12 protein-coding genes are annotated in these 13845 nt (G+C 33.7%); 9 read left to right on the top strand and 3 right to left on the bottom strand.

Annotated elements, in window-relative coordinates; translation table 11 throughout:
• Positions 1-15 precede the first annotated feature (15 nt).
• From C1Y58_RS18405 to C1Y58_RS18365, 9 genes are all read left to right on the top strand, one after another.
• The gene (locus C1Y58_RS18405; protein ID WP_105617673.1) at positions 16-924 is read left to right on the top strand and encodes a prenyltransferase/squalene oxidase repeat-containing protein; all 909 of its coding nucleotides are present in this window, start codon (positions 16-18) and stop codon (positions 922-924) included.
• A 471-nt stretch (positions 925-1395) separates the two neighbouring features.
• Positions 1396-2466 carry a pyridoxal-phosphate-dependent aminotransferase family protein gene (locus C1Y58_RS18400; RefSeq protein ID WP_105617672.1) on the top strand — a complete coding sequence of 357 codons (1071 nt, stop codon included), beginning with the start codon at positions 1396-1398 and terminating at the stop codon, positions 2464-2466.
• A gap of 20 nt (positions 2467-2486) precedes the next feature.
• Entirely contained in the window at positions 2487-3398 is a 912-nt protein-coding gene (locus C1Y58_RS18395; protein ID WP_105617670.1) for a D-2-hydroxyacid dehydrogenase, read from the top strand.
• Between the two features lie 30 nt (positions 3399-3428).
• A complete protein-coding gene (locus tag C1Y58_RS18390) occupies positions 3429-4679 on the top strand; it encodes a DUF1015 domain-containing protein (protein ID WP_105617669.1) in 1251 nt (416 codons plus the stop codon).
• Between the two features lie 358 nt (positions 4680-5037).
• Positions 5038-5760 (top strand): LytR/AlgR family response regulator transcription factor, encoded by a 723-nt coding sequence (locus tag C1Y58_RS18385; protein ID WP_105617667.1) that lies wholly within the window; start codon positions 5038-5040, stop codon positions 5758-5760.
• 23 nt (positions 5761-5783) lie between these two features.
• Positions 5784-7049, top strand: coding sequence for a sensor histidine kinase (locus C1Y58_RS18380; RefSeq protein WP_105617665.1), 1266 nt, complete (start codon positions 5784-5786; stop codon positions 7047-7049).
• 106 nt (positions 7050-7155) lie between these two features.
• Complete coding sequence (locus tag C1Y58_RS18375; RefSeq protein ID WP_105617663.1) at positions 7156-8010, top strand: cache domain-containing protein; 855 nt, start codon at positions 7156-7158, stop codon at positions 8008-8010.
• Positions 8011-8067: 57 nt separating this feature from the next.
• Positions 8068-8904: a sensor histidine kinase gene (locus C1Y58_RS18370; RefSeq protein WP_105617662.1), complete on the top strand. Its 837-nt coding sequence runs from the start codon at positions 8068-8070 to the stop codon at positions 8902-8904.
• On the top strand, positions 8897-10465 hold the full coding sequence (locus C1Y58_RS18365) for a response regulator transcription factor (RefSeq protein WP_105617660.1): 1569 nt from the start codon (positions 8897-8899) through the stop codon (positions 10463-10465). The genes C1Y58_RS18370 and C1Y58_RS18365 overlap by 8 nt, the downstream gene beginning before the upstream one ends.
• Positions 10466-10472: 7 nt before the next feature.
• Here C1Y58_RS18365 and C1Y58_RS18360 read toward each other — a convergent pair whose 3' ends face one another.
• From C1Y58_RS18360 to C1Y58_RS18350, 3 genes are all read right to left on the bottom strand, one after another.
• On the bottom strand, positions 10473-11312 hold the full coding sequence (locus C1Y58_RS18360) for a carbohydrate ABC transporter permease (RefSeq protein ID WP_105617658.1): 840 nt from the start codon (positions 11310-11312) through the stop codon (positions 10473-10475).
• 10 nt (positions 11313-11322) lie between these two features.
• A complete protein-coding gene (locus tag C1Y58_RS18355; RefSeq protein WP_105617657.1) occupies positions 11323-12204 on the bottom strand; it encodes a carbohydrate ABC transporter permease in 882 nt (293 codons plus the stop codon).
• Positions 12205-12309: 105 nt separating this feature from the next.
• Positions 12310-13656, bottom strand: a complete 1347-nt coding sequence (locus C1Y58_RS18350) for an ABC transporter substrate-binding protein (protein WP_105617655.1) — start codon at positions 13654-13656, stop codon at positions 12310-12312.
• Between the last annotated feature and the right edge of the window lie 189 nt (positions 13657-13845).

The raw sequence follows: 13845 nt of genomic DNA, 5'->3' as shown, positions 1-13845 counted from the left end.
CATAGGAGGAGACACATGATGATCAAGTCAGAAACAATGAACAAAATAAGAGAAGAGTCCAATCAATGGCGTGAGTTAGAACAAAGTTTACTAGCCTACCATTTTGATGATGGTAGTATCGAGAGAGTTCTTGAAGCTTTAAAAGCGTATCAGAATGAAGATGGTGGTTTTGGTCATGGTATAGAATCGGATTTTCATTTACCATTATCAACGCCTATGGCAACTACAGTTGCTATGCAGATTTTAATAAAACTGGAGCAAAATAATCAGGTAATAGAGATGGTTAAGAACGCCATCAAATACTTTGAAGCTAACTATATTCCAGCACGAAAAGGGTGGTTTGCACTACGCAAGGAAGTCAATGATTTCCCACATGCACCATGGTGGCATTTTAACTCTGAAAATGGACAAACTGTAATAGACAAGTTTTGGGGGAACCCATCTGCAGAGATTATTAGTTATCTCTTAGCCTATCAACAATTTATTACAACTATAGATATAGATGCATTAAAAGAATATACTATTGAATATTTTCTTGCTTGTAACCAACTAGAATCACCCCATGAAATATACTGTTTTATCCGGTTATATCAACAATTAAATAGTCAGGATCAACTTCGTATTAGAAATCATCTAGTGAAAGCAATTAGAAATCTTGTCTGTTATGATCAAGAAAAGTGGAAGACTTATGTGTCGATGCCATTGGATTTTATTGAAAAGATAGATAATGAAACATTTGAATTAGTAGAGGAAGAAATAAGAAAAAATGAGAAGTACTTCATGGAGCTGTTAGATGAGCAGGGAAGAATAGAACCTCATTGGAGTTGGGGTGTTTATGAAGAGGCTTGGCAAGGAGCAAGAGCAAGCTGGTGTGGTGTTTTAACTTTAAAGAAATTGTATTATTTTAAAAGGCAGAAACCATAAAGAATCTACGGCTGTCACAATGTAGATGTTGAACTATTGCAATAATACTGAAATTAGTTTTAAACAGCAAAAAGTTTTGGGGGAATTCAACAATAGAAATTTAAAAATATCCTGTTTATACGAAAATATTCATAAAATATTCGTTGGATATTAAGATGAGTAGAAAAGATTCCGAAAATTAAGTTTGTTTCACTAAAAATGCTATTTATTATGTTATAATAACACCAATAAAAAGGTTCTAAGTTTTGCTTTAAATAAAACTAATTATTAAGGTTAATGTAATATACGCACTATAAATTAGTGTAATCAGTATTAATTTTAATTTGTCTTAACTTTTGAAACTGTGATAGTAATTTCAATATTTAAAATGTATCCATAATAGAATTCAAATCGTATGGGTTTTTAAATTCATGGGATTGAAGATAGATAATCTACTATTAAACAATCTATATATCATGGGAGGATTATTAAATGCATAAGAAACTATTTATTCCAGGACCTGTTGAGGTATCAGATGATGTACTTCAAAAATTAGCGACACCTATGATTGGGCACCGTACAAAAGAAGCATCTGTTCTACAAAGAAGTATCTCCGATAAGTTACGAAAATTAATGTATACTGAAAATGAAATATTACTGTCAACATCTTCTGGTAGCGGTTTAATGGAAGGTGCAGTTCGTTCCTGTACGCGTAAAAGAGCTGCTGTTTTTTCAGTTGGGGCTTTTGGTGACCGTTGGTACCAAATGGCTATAGCTAATGGTGTACCTGCTGATAAATTTGCATCAGAGTGGGGACAGCCTACAACACCAGAAATGGTTGATGAAGTGCTATCAACTGGAAATTATGATTTGATCACCATTACTCATAATGAAACATCAACTGGTATCATGAACCCAGTGGATGCAATAGCAGAAGTAGTGAAAAAATATCCTGAAGTTGTTTTCTGCCTAGATACAGTAAGCTCACTTGGCGGAGCAAAGATTGAAGTAGATAAATTAGGTGTTGACATTTGTATTGCATCAACCCAAAAATGCTTAGGTTTACCTCCAGGGTTAGCTGCATGCTCATTTTCTGAAAAAGCATTGAATGCCGCTAAAGAAGTACCAAATCGTGGTATGTATTTAGACTTATTAAATCTTTATAATTACATTCAAAAGAAAGACTATCAATATCCTTCTACGCCTTCATTACCACACATGTTTGCTTTGGATTATCAATTAGATAAGATTTTTGAAGAAGGCTTGGAAAACCGCTTTGCACGCCACATAGAAATGGCTGAATACGTACGTAACTGGGCTAATACCCATTTTGAAATGCTTGCTGATCCACAATATGCTTCTAATACATTAACAACAGTTAAAAATACAAAAGGTATTAGTGTTGCAGAACTTAATAAAGCATTAGGTGAAAGAGGATTTACGATTTCTAATGGTTATGGTGAGTTAAAAGAAAAAACATTTAGAATAGCTCATATGGCTGACACGACATTAGAAGAAGTGAAGGAAGTTCTAGTTCTTATAGAAGAAATTCTTGGATTATAAAGATTCTGGAGGTGTATCAGATGTTTAGAATATTAGTTTGTGATGGTATGGATAAAAGTGCCATGGTAACTTTAATGGATGCTGGTTTTGAAGTTATTGATGAGCATTATGAAGTTGAAGAATTAAAGGTAAAAGTAAAAGAATTTGACGCTATGATCGTACGCTCTGCTACAAAAGTACGCCAACCCATTATTGATGCAGCTTTAGAAACAAAGCGACTTAAATTAATAGTAAGAGCTGGTGTTGGTGTAGATAATATTGATGTAGCTTACGCGATGGAAAATGGTATTGAGGTACGTAATACACCTAATGCAAGTAGCGCTTCTGTTGCAGAGCTAGCAATTGCTCATATGTTTGCAGTGGCTAGACATGTTCATAGCGCCAACGTAACTATGCGAAATGATGAATGGAATAAAAAACAATATAAAGGCATTGAACTTAACGGTAAAACATTAGGTTTAATCGGATTTGGACGTATTGCTAGAGAAGTGGCTAAGAGAGCTAGTGCCTTAGGTATGAAAGTAATCTATACAGATTACCTAGGTGAAATGGAAGGTTATGATGATTTTGCATTTAAATCATTTGATGATTTATTAGTAGAAGCAGACTTTATTTCCTTGCACATTCCTTTTAATGCAGAGAAAGGTGCTGTTTTAGGTAAGGAAGAGTTTGCAAAGATGAAGGATGGCGTTATCCTTATCAATACAGCTAGAGGCGGTGTAGTATGTGAAAAGGCTTTAGTCGAAGCATTAGATTCTGGAAAAGTAGCTGCAGCTGGAGTAGATGTTTTTGAAGAAGAACCAACTAAGAATGAAGCGTTATATAAACACCCAAAGGTTTCTGTAACACCGCATATTGGGGCGTCTACTAAAGAAGCACAAGCACGTATTGGCATAGAAATAGTGGATACTATAACAGATTTCTTTGATTAATAAAGCTGAATATATATAGGAGGTACTCAGATGGCAGTTGTAAGACCCTTTAAAGGTATTCGACCTACAGAAGAATTAGGAAATGAAGTAGCATCATTACCTTATGATGTAATGAACAGAGAAGAAGCAAAAACCATGGCTGAAGGGAATCCACATTCTTTTCTACATGTTGTAAGAGCAGAGATTGATGTTGATGAAGCCATTAGTCAATATGATCAAGAAGTCTATGAAACAGCTCGTCGTAACCTGGACTTAATGCTAGAAGATGGGATTCTCATCCAAGATGAAGGACCTAAGTTCTATATTTATCGTCAAATCATGGATGGGCGTGTTCAGACTGGTATTGTTGGCTGTACTTCTATTGATGAATATAGGAATAATGTCATTAAGAAGCATGAATTCACACGTCCTGAAAAGGAAGTAGATCGTATTAATAACTTTGATTATTGTGATGCTAATACAGCACCCATTTTCTTAACTTATCGTAAAAATGATGAGATGAATACCTTAATCAACAACTGGATTAAGTTTCATAAGCCAGCTTATAACTTTACAAGTGAAGACAGCATTACCCACATCGTTTGGGTTATTGATGATGAAGAGGTTATAACCAATATTAGTAATATTTTTAGTGGAATTGATTATCTTTACATTGCCGATGGGCACCATCGTTCAGCTTCATCAGTAAAGGTTGGTATGAAGAGAAGAGAAGCTTATCCTGAATATACTGGTGAAGAAGAATTTAACTATTTCTTATCTGTTATTTTCCCTGATGAAGATTTGTTTATTATGGATTATAACAGAGTTGTAAAAGATTTAAATGGTTATACTGAGAATGAGTTCATTGAAAAAATCAAAGAGAATTTTATACTAGAAGAGCATAGGGGAGAAGGAATTTTTAAACCATCAAAGAAGCATACATTCGGTATGTATCTGGAAGGCAAATGGTATCAATTAACTGCTAAAGAAGGAATCTTTAACGAGGATGATCCAGTAGATCGTTTAGATGTATCCATCCTCCAGAACAATTTACTCAATCCACTCTTAGGGATTGAAGACCCAAGAAGAGATAAACGAATTGGTTTTATTGGAGGTATCAGGGGTTTAGAAGAAATTGAAAGACGTGTTCAAGCTGATATGAAGGTTGGTTTTGCTATGTATCCTACTACTATGGATGACTTATTATCTATAGCAGATGCTGGTGAAATCATGCCACCAAAATCAACATGGTTTGAACCAAAATTAAGAAGTGGTCTTTTCGTTCATAAACTAGGAGAGTAATTAACGATACAGGGAACATCTAATAGGTAATTAGATGTTCCTTTTTCATACCATTTAAAAGAGTATTCGTACCCTTTCTATATTATTCTTCTTTTTTCTGTGATATGCTGTAACCACTGATACCTATTAGTAGATATTTGTCGAGGCTGAGTTCTACATGTCAACCTTAGCTTCGACAATCATTTTTTTTATACTAGTTATAAAATATGAGGGGTAAAAAAAGCCAAGACTTCCTGCTTGGCTTTTTTTTGCTTGTCTAATTTAGAGTTGTAAAGTCGGATTTTATAGGGTATAATTTCTTTAGTACTTGTTAAAAAAGAGACATTTAGAATAATGTTGATAATAGAGGTAAGGAAGAATGATAAAGGTACTTATTGTCGAAGATGAAATTTTTGTCAGAAATCGTCTAAAGCGTTTATTAGAAGAATATGATGATGAGCTTAATATATGGGTGGCAGAATCCGCTAAAGAAGCCATGAAATATCTTTCAGAACATAACTTTGATATGTTCTTTTTTGATATAGGTCTACCTGAAATATCTGGGTTAGAATTGGCTAGTACCATACGTCAGAAAGACTTTTATAAGTTAACACCAATGGTCTTTATTACTGCTGATAGCGGACAATTTAAAAAAGCTGTAAAGGAATTGCATTGCTATGACTTTATCGATAAGCCCTTTAAGGATCAAGAGGTAAAGCATGTCATTGGAGAGATTCTAGACGGACTAAAGGGTAAGCAAATGAGTATAGAAACTAAACAGGATAGCATCATGTTTAGTTTTAAGCATATTCAATATTCGGTTGAGGTTAATAAAATTGTTTTCGTTGAATCTGTTAGAAAAAAATGTTTTATCCACACCCATGATCAGATCTATGAAGTATATATGAAGATCAGTGATATGGAAAAAAAGTTATCAGAGCATGATTTTTTACGTAGTCATCGTAGCTATTTAATTAACCCAAAACATATTAAGCAAATTAATAAAAAGTTAGGAAGTTCATGGACTATCTCATTTCATAATTATGATGTTATAGCTTATGTGGGAAGTTCTCATAAAGAAAAAATAATGACTATAAAATAGTAGCAAAAAAGGAGTAACTTGTGATGCCATTAGATTTAGAATTATTACAATCAAGTTTAATATCCAGTTTTTTGACCTTACTTGAATCCAGTGGCATGCTGTTAATGTGGTCGATGCTGAGCAATCATGTACAGTTTAAAAAGGGTTTGATACCTGTATCAATTATCACCGCTATATTTGGTGTTTTAGTATATTTACGATGGGATCTTCTAGGGGGACCATTGTTGGTACTGGTTTTGTTCCTTATTACCTGTCATGTATTTAAGCGAGATTATCGGAGTGAGGTACTTGAATTTTTTACAGGGATTTTTATCTACACTACAATAGAATTTATTTTAGGGTATCTTTTTCAAACTTTATTAAAAGTCAATACAGATACAGCTGTTATCAGTATAGCTATTAATATTGTCGCAATTGCAGGAATAATTCTGATAAAAAAGAGGGTTCCTACTCAAGAGTATTTTAAGCAATTAAAAGCTAATAAGTATTCAAAGTATATCATTTGTACTTTTATGGTTGTATTACTAGGTGTTTTGGTAGCGTGGAGATATGAGCGGGAACTTGGCGAACACTATCTATTATTACTTGCAGTGACCTCTTCGCTCATTGTAGGTATCAACTATATTATCCTATTAAAAAGTTCTCAAGTTGAGTTAAAAGATAAAGAATTAAAGGTTTATGAAGATTATATGCCTGTTATAAGTGACCTTGTGGATGAAGTTCGTGCGCAGCAACATGATTACAAAAATCATCTTAATGCCATTTATATGATGGTATTAGAAGAAGAATATGATGCTTTAAAAAGGTATGCTGAAGATTATATTGATTTAACAAGATTCCATAATAAATTAATGGCCATCGATGATAAGATCATTACAGGTGTTATCTATAGCAAACTTTGTGAAGCTGAGAAATATGATATCCAGCTGAAGTTTGAAATGGATCATCTGTTACCCAATTATCCTATTGAGAAGTATGAATTAGTTGGTCTGCTAGGAAACTTATTGGATAATGCAGTAGAAGCTAATATGCATACTAAAATAAAGAACCCTTTCGTAGAATTAAAAATCTATGAAAAAGATGACTGTGCTTACCTAGAGGTCACGAATACTTTCCATGGGGCAATTGATACAGTTCATATGTTTGATAAAGGATTTTCATCAAAGGGAGAGAATCGAGGTTACGGTCTTTATAATATTAAGAAGTTAGTCAATGCTCATAATGGCGTTATTCAAGTTGAAAAAAGAGATTTATTAACCATTCGTATTGAATTTAAAATTAAAAAATAAATTGTGAAAAAGACATGTATAGCATGGATATTCCATTTATACATGTCTTTTTTTATTATATAATAAATGAGGGCATAACCAACTCTGTGGGGTGGGAGGAAATCATATGAACTTCATTAAAGATAAGTACATCAATATGTCTATTCGAAAAAAGTTAACATATATATATTTACCTTTAACTTTAATTCCACTACTGATATTTGCTATCATAGCTTATAATACTCATCAAACAACAATTATTGAACGTAGTCTTATTGCGGCAGAAGAAAATAATTGGCTTCTTGTGAGTCAAGTGGAAGATATTTTAGAAGATGCTGAAAACTGTGCCAACATGCTGGCTATTAACATTAATAATACCATTGAAAAATATGAACGGACGCAATCAGAACCTAAGATCAGTTTATTTAATGCAATAAATAATGAATTGAGTTATGCTATGATTATATTTTCTGATATCAATTCTATTGCTTATGTAGACATCACAGAAACAGTTCATTACACACATCCTAACCTTATAAGCAATATAGATAAGGTTAACGAGGAAGACTATAGGACTACTTTGGAAGGTAGTAATGGTATCAATACATGGTTTCAATTAACTCAAAGAGATTACCTTGTTATTGAGCAAGAAGAAGGCGTTTTAACACTAGGCAAAAAGATCATTGATATCCATGACGGTAAGACATTGGGGTATCTGTACATTAATATAAAAGATAAGACCTTAAAGGATGTATTTAATAAGCAGCAAAGCTCAAGCTTTTTTATATTTGAAAATGGAGAAGCATTACTAGCGACAGATGATAATCATCGAATTCCTGTGCCAGTTGAAGAAAGCTTCTATGCTTATGAAAGCCGTGATTCAAAAGTATATAACACGGATAATGAAAAAATGGTTGTGACCACATTACCTTTCAAATCTTTAGATTGGCAATTGGTGAGTGTGACACCCTTATTGGACTAAACAAAAGATTTAAGTGAATTCAAAAATATTATTCTCCTATTAACAGCTTCTATCGTTATGATTCAACTACTTAACAGTCGATTATTGTCCCATGTTATAACGAATCCTCTTAAAGAACTGACAAAGTCTGCAAAAAAAATAGGGGAGGGACAGTTTGATCTTAAGGTTAAGCAAGACCGGTATGATGAGATTGGAATCTTATCAAAAGCTTTTAATAAGATGACATATAAAATCGATGAACTGATTAAAGATGTGAAATCGGAACAAAAGAAGAAAAGAGAATATGAGATGGCATTAATTCAAGAACAGATCAAGCCTCATTTTTTATATAATTGTTTAGATGTCATTTATACATTGTGCGAACTTGAGCGAGTAAATGAAGCTAGTGAAGCAACAAAAGCTCTAGCGGACTATTATCGTGTCACTTTGAGTAATGGTAAGGATATCATTACTCTAGGAGAAGAATTTAAGAATGTAGAGGATTATTTAGCTTTGCAAGCCATACGTTACTCTGATGTATTTACTTATACGATTCATGTGGATGAAAAAATCAAATCTTATAGAATTGTAAAACTAACCTTACAACCACTTGTAGAAAATGCTATTTATCATGGTCTAAAACCAAGGGGAAGGCAAGGTCAAATTTGGATACATGGGAGTATTGTAGGGCAGGAGATATACATTGAGGTAAGGGATAATGGTGTAGGGATGTCAGAAGATAGGGTTCAAGAGCTAATGGGTAATCGGAATGACACTAACTTTGGTTTATATAATGTTCAAGATCGAATAGGTTTGTTCTTTGGTCAGGGGTATGGTCTTGAAATATTAAGCCAAGAGAATGAGGGAACTACTGTAAAAATACGTTTACCTATGGAGGAGATACATCATGATTAGAATTCTTATTGTTGACGATGAACCATTATTTCGTGAATACCTTAGGAAAAAAATAAACTGGCAGGACTACGGTTTTAATATTATTGGAGAAGCTAAGAATGGTGTAGAAGCTTTAGAATTAACTGATGAGCTTTATCCAGATATTGTCTTGACAGATATCAACATGCCCCATATGAATGGATTAGAGTTAACTGAGGAGCTGTATAAGCGTTATCCTGACATGGGTGTGATACTTATTACAGGTCATAGTGAATTTGAGTATGCGAGAAAAGCTGTAAAACTTGGTGTGGCAGATTACATTTTAAAGCCTTTTCAGAAAGAAGAACTCTTAATGACCTTATTAAAATTTAGGAATAATATTAAAACCAGTCATGAGCTAAAAGCCAGAGATCAAACCAATAAAGAACTGCTTACTGCAGGTATCATTAATAATCTTCTACTTGAACAAAGTGTTTTTACTGATAAAGAGATCAAAGCAGAACTCGATAGTTTAGGTATGAAGGTAACCACAGTAAAGTTTGTCGTTACTGTACTGAGGATGCATATGACGGGAGACGAAGAAATTGCTGTATGGCAATTTGCAGTGGGTAAGATGTTAAAAGAGTATATTAAAACCAACCGAAATCACTTTGTATTGTCAGATCATCATGGAAATGTGGTATCGATTCTTGAGGTAGAAGAGGATTGGCAGGATAGTGATCATGTCAAGATCTTTCGAAAGTTCACAGACATGGTTTCAAAAAATCTTGAATTTAAGCTATCAGCTGGGATCGGTAGTTGTCAGAAAGGCTTTGGTAGAGTTCGTCATTCTTATATTGAAGCATTATCCGTTCTCAACCAACACGAACTTGAGAATTGCATAGGTATTTTTACTTATGATTTAATGAAAGAAGAGAATAAGGATATCAGTATTTTTAACGTAGAAATTAACGAGAAGCTGATGAAATTTTTAAGAGAAAAAAATGAAGAAGAAGTCATAAGGGTTTTAGATGAGCTTTATGAACATATTTCCTCGAAGCGAATAGCAGGTGACTATGTCCAGGTCATTTCAATGGGACTTTTATCTTTGCTGATCAGTTTCATCACCTATGCAGGGAAGAATATTGAAGATGTATTTGGTACAGATTTTTCGCCTAATGCATTGGATACGTTGCATAGTTATTATGAACAACACCATTGGATTAAAAAGCTTTTTAGTAAAACCGTTCAATACATGATAGAACATCGTAAGACACGATCTTATGAAGTAGCAAAAAAGGCAAGAGAATATGTTGAAGTTAATTATGTTAGAAATGATTTTACAGTTGCAGAAATTGCAAAAGCTCAGTTCATAAACCAGACTTATCTAAGATCCATGTTTAAGAAAGAGATGAAGATGACGGTTAGTGAATATATAACAGGGCTTCGATTGGAAAAAGCTAAAGAGTTATTAATTGAAGATACCTACACCCTTGCATATATCGCAGAAAAGGTAGGTTACAGTGATGCCAGTTACTTAAGTAAAAGTTTTAAAAAACACTTTGGTATTGCGCCTAAAAACTATATAAACTTAAAGGGATAGTCATTGACTATCCCTTAACTGCACCGCCTACAGTCATTGCTTTTTCTACTTGATTACTGAATAAGATATAAATGATAACAGTTGGACAACTTGCTATAACCATTGTAGCTGCCATAGGACCCCATTCTGTAGAGAAAGAACCTTGGAAGAAAAGCAGTCCTAATGGTAGTGTCTTCATTCCTTCATCAGAAATCAGGATAGAAGCTAGTGGAAATTCATTCCATGATTGAAGAAAAATGAAGATGATTAATGTGGCGATGGCTGGTTTAATGGTTGGAACAATGATTTTAAAGAAAGTTCGAAAAATCCCAGCACCATCAATACAAGCAGCCTCTTCTAGTTCGAAGGGAATGCTTCTAAAAAAGCCATAAAAGACAAGGGTAGAGAAGGCTAAGTTAAAAGCTGTGTATGGCAAGATTAAAGATAAATGGGTGTTAACAATTCCCATGCGACTTATGAGCAGGAAGATGGGGATAAACAAAGCTTGGATCGGTATAAACATCCCCATGGATACATAAATTTTGGCAATATTCTGTCCTTTCCAACGCATTCTTGAAGTAGCATAAGAGAACATCATTCCCAGTACAATCGTAAAGGTAACTGTTGCAACAGAAACAATGATACTGTTGATAAAATATTGAGGAACATTATATTGACTCAAAGCCTTTATGTAATTTTCAAAACGAAAGGCAGTTGGTGGACCAAAAGGATTGGTCTCAAATATTTCTTGATTATTCTTCAAGGAATTAAAACCCATCCAAATTAAAGGATACAATGAAAACAGTGCATAACACCATAAAAATATTCGATAAATGGTATGACTAATGAGATGTCTTTTCTTTGCCATAATTTCACTCCTAGTATTGAATTCTATCTCGTGCTAATAACCTGTTGATAAAGATGGTAGCCAATAGACATTCCAGTACGAGAATAACAGCTGATGACATACCATAACCAAATTCATAAGTTTTGTTAATGGATCGAACCATCATATAAGTTAATGTATAAGTAGATGTACCAGGACCACCTGATGTCATAATGTGCATGTTGGTATAAGCATTTAAACCACCTGTTACAGCCATGATTAAGCAAAACTTATAAGTCTCAGCTAACATAGGAATTGTAATTTTAAGATGAGCTTTAAGGGTACTAGCTCCATCAATTTTAGCGGCTTCATAATAGGTTTGTGGAATGGATTTTATACCAGCTAAAATAAGTGCAAAATGATAGCCCATATACTGCCATGCATTAGTAAAGGAGATTGGAAAGATGGCTTTATAGCGATCACTTAGCCAGTCTTGCTGATAATCGAGACCTATGATTTCAAAAAATTGATTAAGTAAGCCGTTCTCAGCATTGAGGATAGATAACCATAACTGACATACTACTGTTATGGATAGGACTACTGGAATAAAGTATACCACTCTAAAGAAGCTCCGACCTTTCATGGTTGCATTATTCACTGCAAAAGCTAATATCGTGGCAAAAACAATTTGATAAACTGTAATTATAGCGGCAAAAATAAGTCCGTTTTTCAATGAAGTGTAGAATAAACTATCAGTCATCAAACGTTTATAATGTTCTAAACCAATAAAGGTCTGAGGGGTTAGACCTTTATAGTCAAAAAAGCTACCGTACATAACGTTTAAAAGAGGGTAAAAGACTATTACTGTAAAGAGTAATAGAGTAGGCAGAACAAAAATGGCTATAGCCTTTTTATTACTAAAAAAAGTATTCATTATAAAGTTCCTTTCTTATAATGTCCAACTACTTTTTGAATTTTAATCATGAAGGTGGTGGATAAAAGTGAAACAATCTCACCAGGAGATTGTTTCATTATCTATTTACTCACCAAATATACGTTGCATTTCTTTGTCCAGTTCATCAATAAATTCATCAGCAGTATAACCAGGTGTTAAAATAAATTGAGATTGATCTTCGATAGCTACTTTGAAACTTGGATTACTTAAACCCCAATCAAAAGCGGTATAGCTTGTGATGGTATCAAAATGAGTAACAAGTTTATCCATCATCGGTGGGAATTCTTTAGCAGGTACCCAAGAAGGGTCAATAGTTGTTGCTAAAATAGGGTTAGAACGATGAATAAATTTAGCTTCAGCATATTTTAAGGCCATAAAAGAAGCCACTTCAACTGCTAAATCTTGATGTTCAGAATAAGGTGATACAGCAAATCCATTTGCCGATCCACCACCACTCATAGCGTGGCTTACTGAAGATGATACTGGGTACCACATCCAATCTACATCATCACCCAGTGCATTGGTTGAATCTTCTATTTCCCATTGTCCATTGAGAAACATAGCTGCTTTTCCTTCATAGAATAATGAACGTGCTTGGTCATAGTTCATATTAGTAGCACCTTTTGCTAAAAGCCCTGCACTCACTAATTCTTGGAGTTTCTTAGCAGCTTCTACATAAGCCTCTTCTGTAACAGAACCTTTGCCTTGATCAAGACGCGTAATCCCTTCTGGTTCCATAGAAGTAACTAAAGTATCATAGAGAGCTACATCAATCCACTTTTCTTTAGCGAAAATAGAAAGAGGAATGATATCATTTTCATTAAATACTTTAACAGCTTCTAGAAGTTCATCATATGTTTCAGGTACTTTAACACCGTATTCTTCAAAGATAGCCTTGTTATAGTACCAAAGAACCAACTCATTACCTGCTACAGGGAATGTATAAGCATGACCATCTACATTGTAAAGTAAGTTATAATTAGCTTCGTCTATATGATTAATAAAACCTGTACTTTCAAGGTAATCATCTAAGACAAGAATATTATTATTTTCTTTAAAAGCATTAATTTGTGATAAGCTTGCTCCAAAGATATCTGGAAGGTTGCCTGTAGCTGCATAGGTCTGTAATTTCTGTCCATCATCTTGGGCTTGAACATCTAACTCAAGTTTCACATGAGGATACTCTTTTGCTAATTCAGCGACAGCATAGTCGTATGGAACTTTTGTATCATCATCTGAATATTGAGTATAGATTTTTAGAACAACTTCTTCTTTTTCATCAGATGTTTCCGTGTTTTGCTCAGTGTCTGCTTTATCAGTAACTGGTGCTTCTTCTTTTGTTTCACTAGTCTCCTTAGTATTTGAGCATCCGATAAAGGATAAAGCTAAAGTTAAGGAAAGAAGTAATGCAATTACTCTTTTAAGATTCATATTGGTTCCCCCTTGTATCTATTAAATAATTTCATTTACAGTCTTATTATATAGTCCATTATAAAATGGAAGAATGGAAATTACGACACCTTTATGTCAATTTCAAAATAATATTTTATGGAAATTGATCGCCTTCAATCACCAAAATCTGATTTTATTCATATAATAAAGTATAAAAATGACACATAA

Source organism: Vallitalea okinawensis, from assembly GCF_002964605.1.
Classification (GTDB): domain Bacteria; phylum Bacillota; class Clostridia; order Lachnospirales; family PQDH01; genus Vallitalea_A; species Vallitalea_A okinawensis.
This window is presented reverse-complemented; position numbering and strand designations above follow the sequence as displayed.

Bases quoted from the DNA above. Each gene is read 5' to 3' on its own strand.
- C1Y58_RS18400 (WP_105617672.1), top strand. From the start codon at position 1,396: ATGCATAAGAAACTATTTATTCCAGGACCTGTTGAGGTATCAGATGAT.
- C1Y58_RS18375 (WP_105617663.1), top strand. From the start codon at position 7,156: ATGAACTTCATTAAAGATAAGTACATCAATATGTCTATTCGAAAAAAG.
- C1Y58_RS18355 (WP_105617657.1), bottom strand. From the start codon at position 12,204: ATGAATACTTTTTTTAGTAATAAAAAGGCTATAGCCATTTTTGTTCTG.
- C1Y58_RS18385 (WP_105617667.1), top strand. From the start codon at position 5,038: ATGATAAAGGTACTTATTGTCGAAGATGAAATTTTTGTCAGAAATCGT.
- C1Y58_RS18395 (WP_105617670.1), top strand. From the start codon at position 2,487: ATGTTTAGAATATTAGTTTGTGATGGTATGGATAAAAGTGCCATGGTA.
- C1Y58_RS18370 (WP_105617662.1), top strand. From the start codon at position 8,068: ATGATTCAACTACTTAACAGTCGATTATTGTCCCATGTTATAACGAAT.
- C1Y58_RS18390 (WP_105617669.1), top strand. From the start codon at position 3,429: ATGGCAGTTGTAAGACCCTTTAAAGGTATTCGACCTACAGAAGAATTA.
- C1Y58_RS18365 (WP_105617660.1), top strand. From the start codon at position 8,897: ATGATTAGAATTCTTATTGTTGACGATGAACCATTATTTCGTGAATAC.
- C1Y58_RS18350 (WP_105617655.1), bottom strand. From the start codon at position 13,656: ATGAATCTTAAAAGAGTAATTGCATTACTTCTTTCCTTAACTTTAGCT.
- C1Y58_RS18360 (WP_105617658.1), bottom strand. From the start codon at position 11,312: ATGGCAAAGAAAAGACATCTCATTAGTCATACCATTTATCGAATATTT.
- C1Y58_RS18380 (WP_105617665.1), top strand. From the start codon at position 5,784: ATGCCATTAGATTTAGAATTATTACAATCAAGTTTAATATCCAGTTTT.
- C1Y58_RS18405 (WP_105617673.1), top strand. From the start codon at position 16: ATGATGATCAAGTCAGAAACAATGAACAAAATAAGAGAAGAGTCCAAT.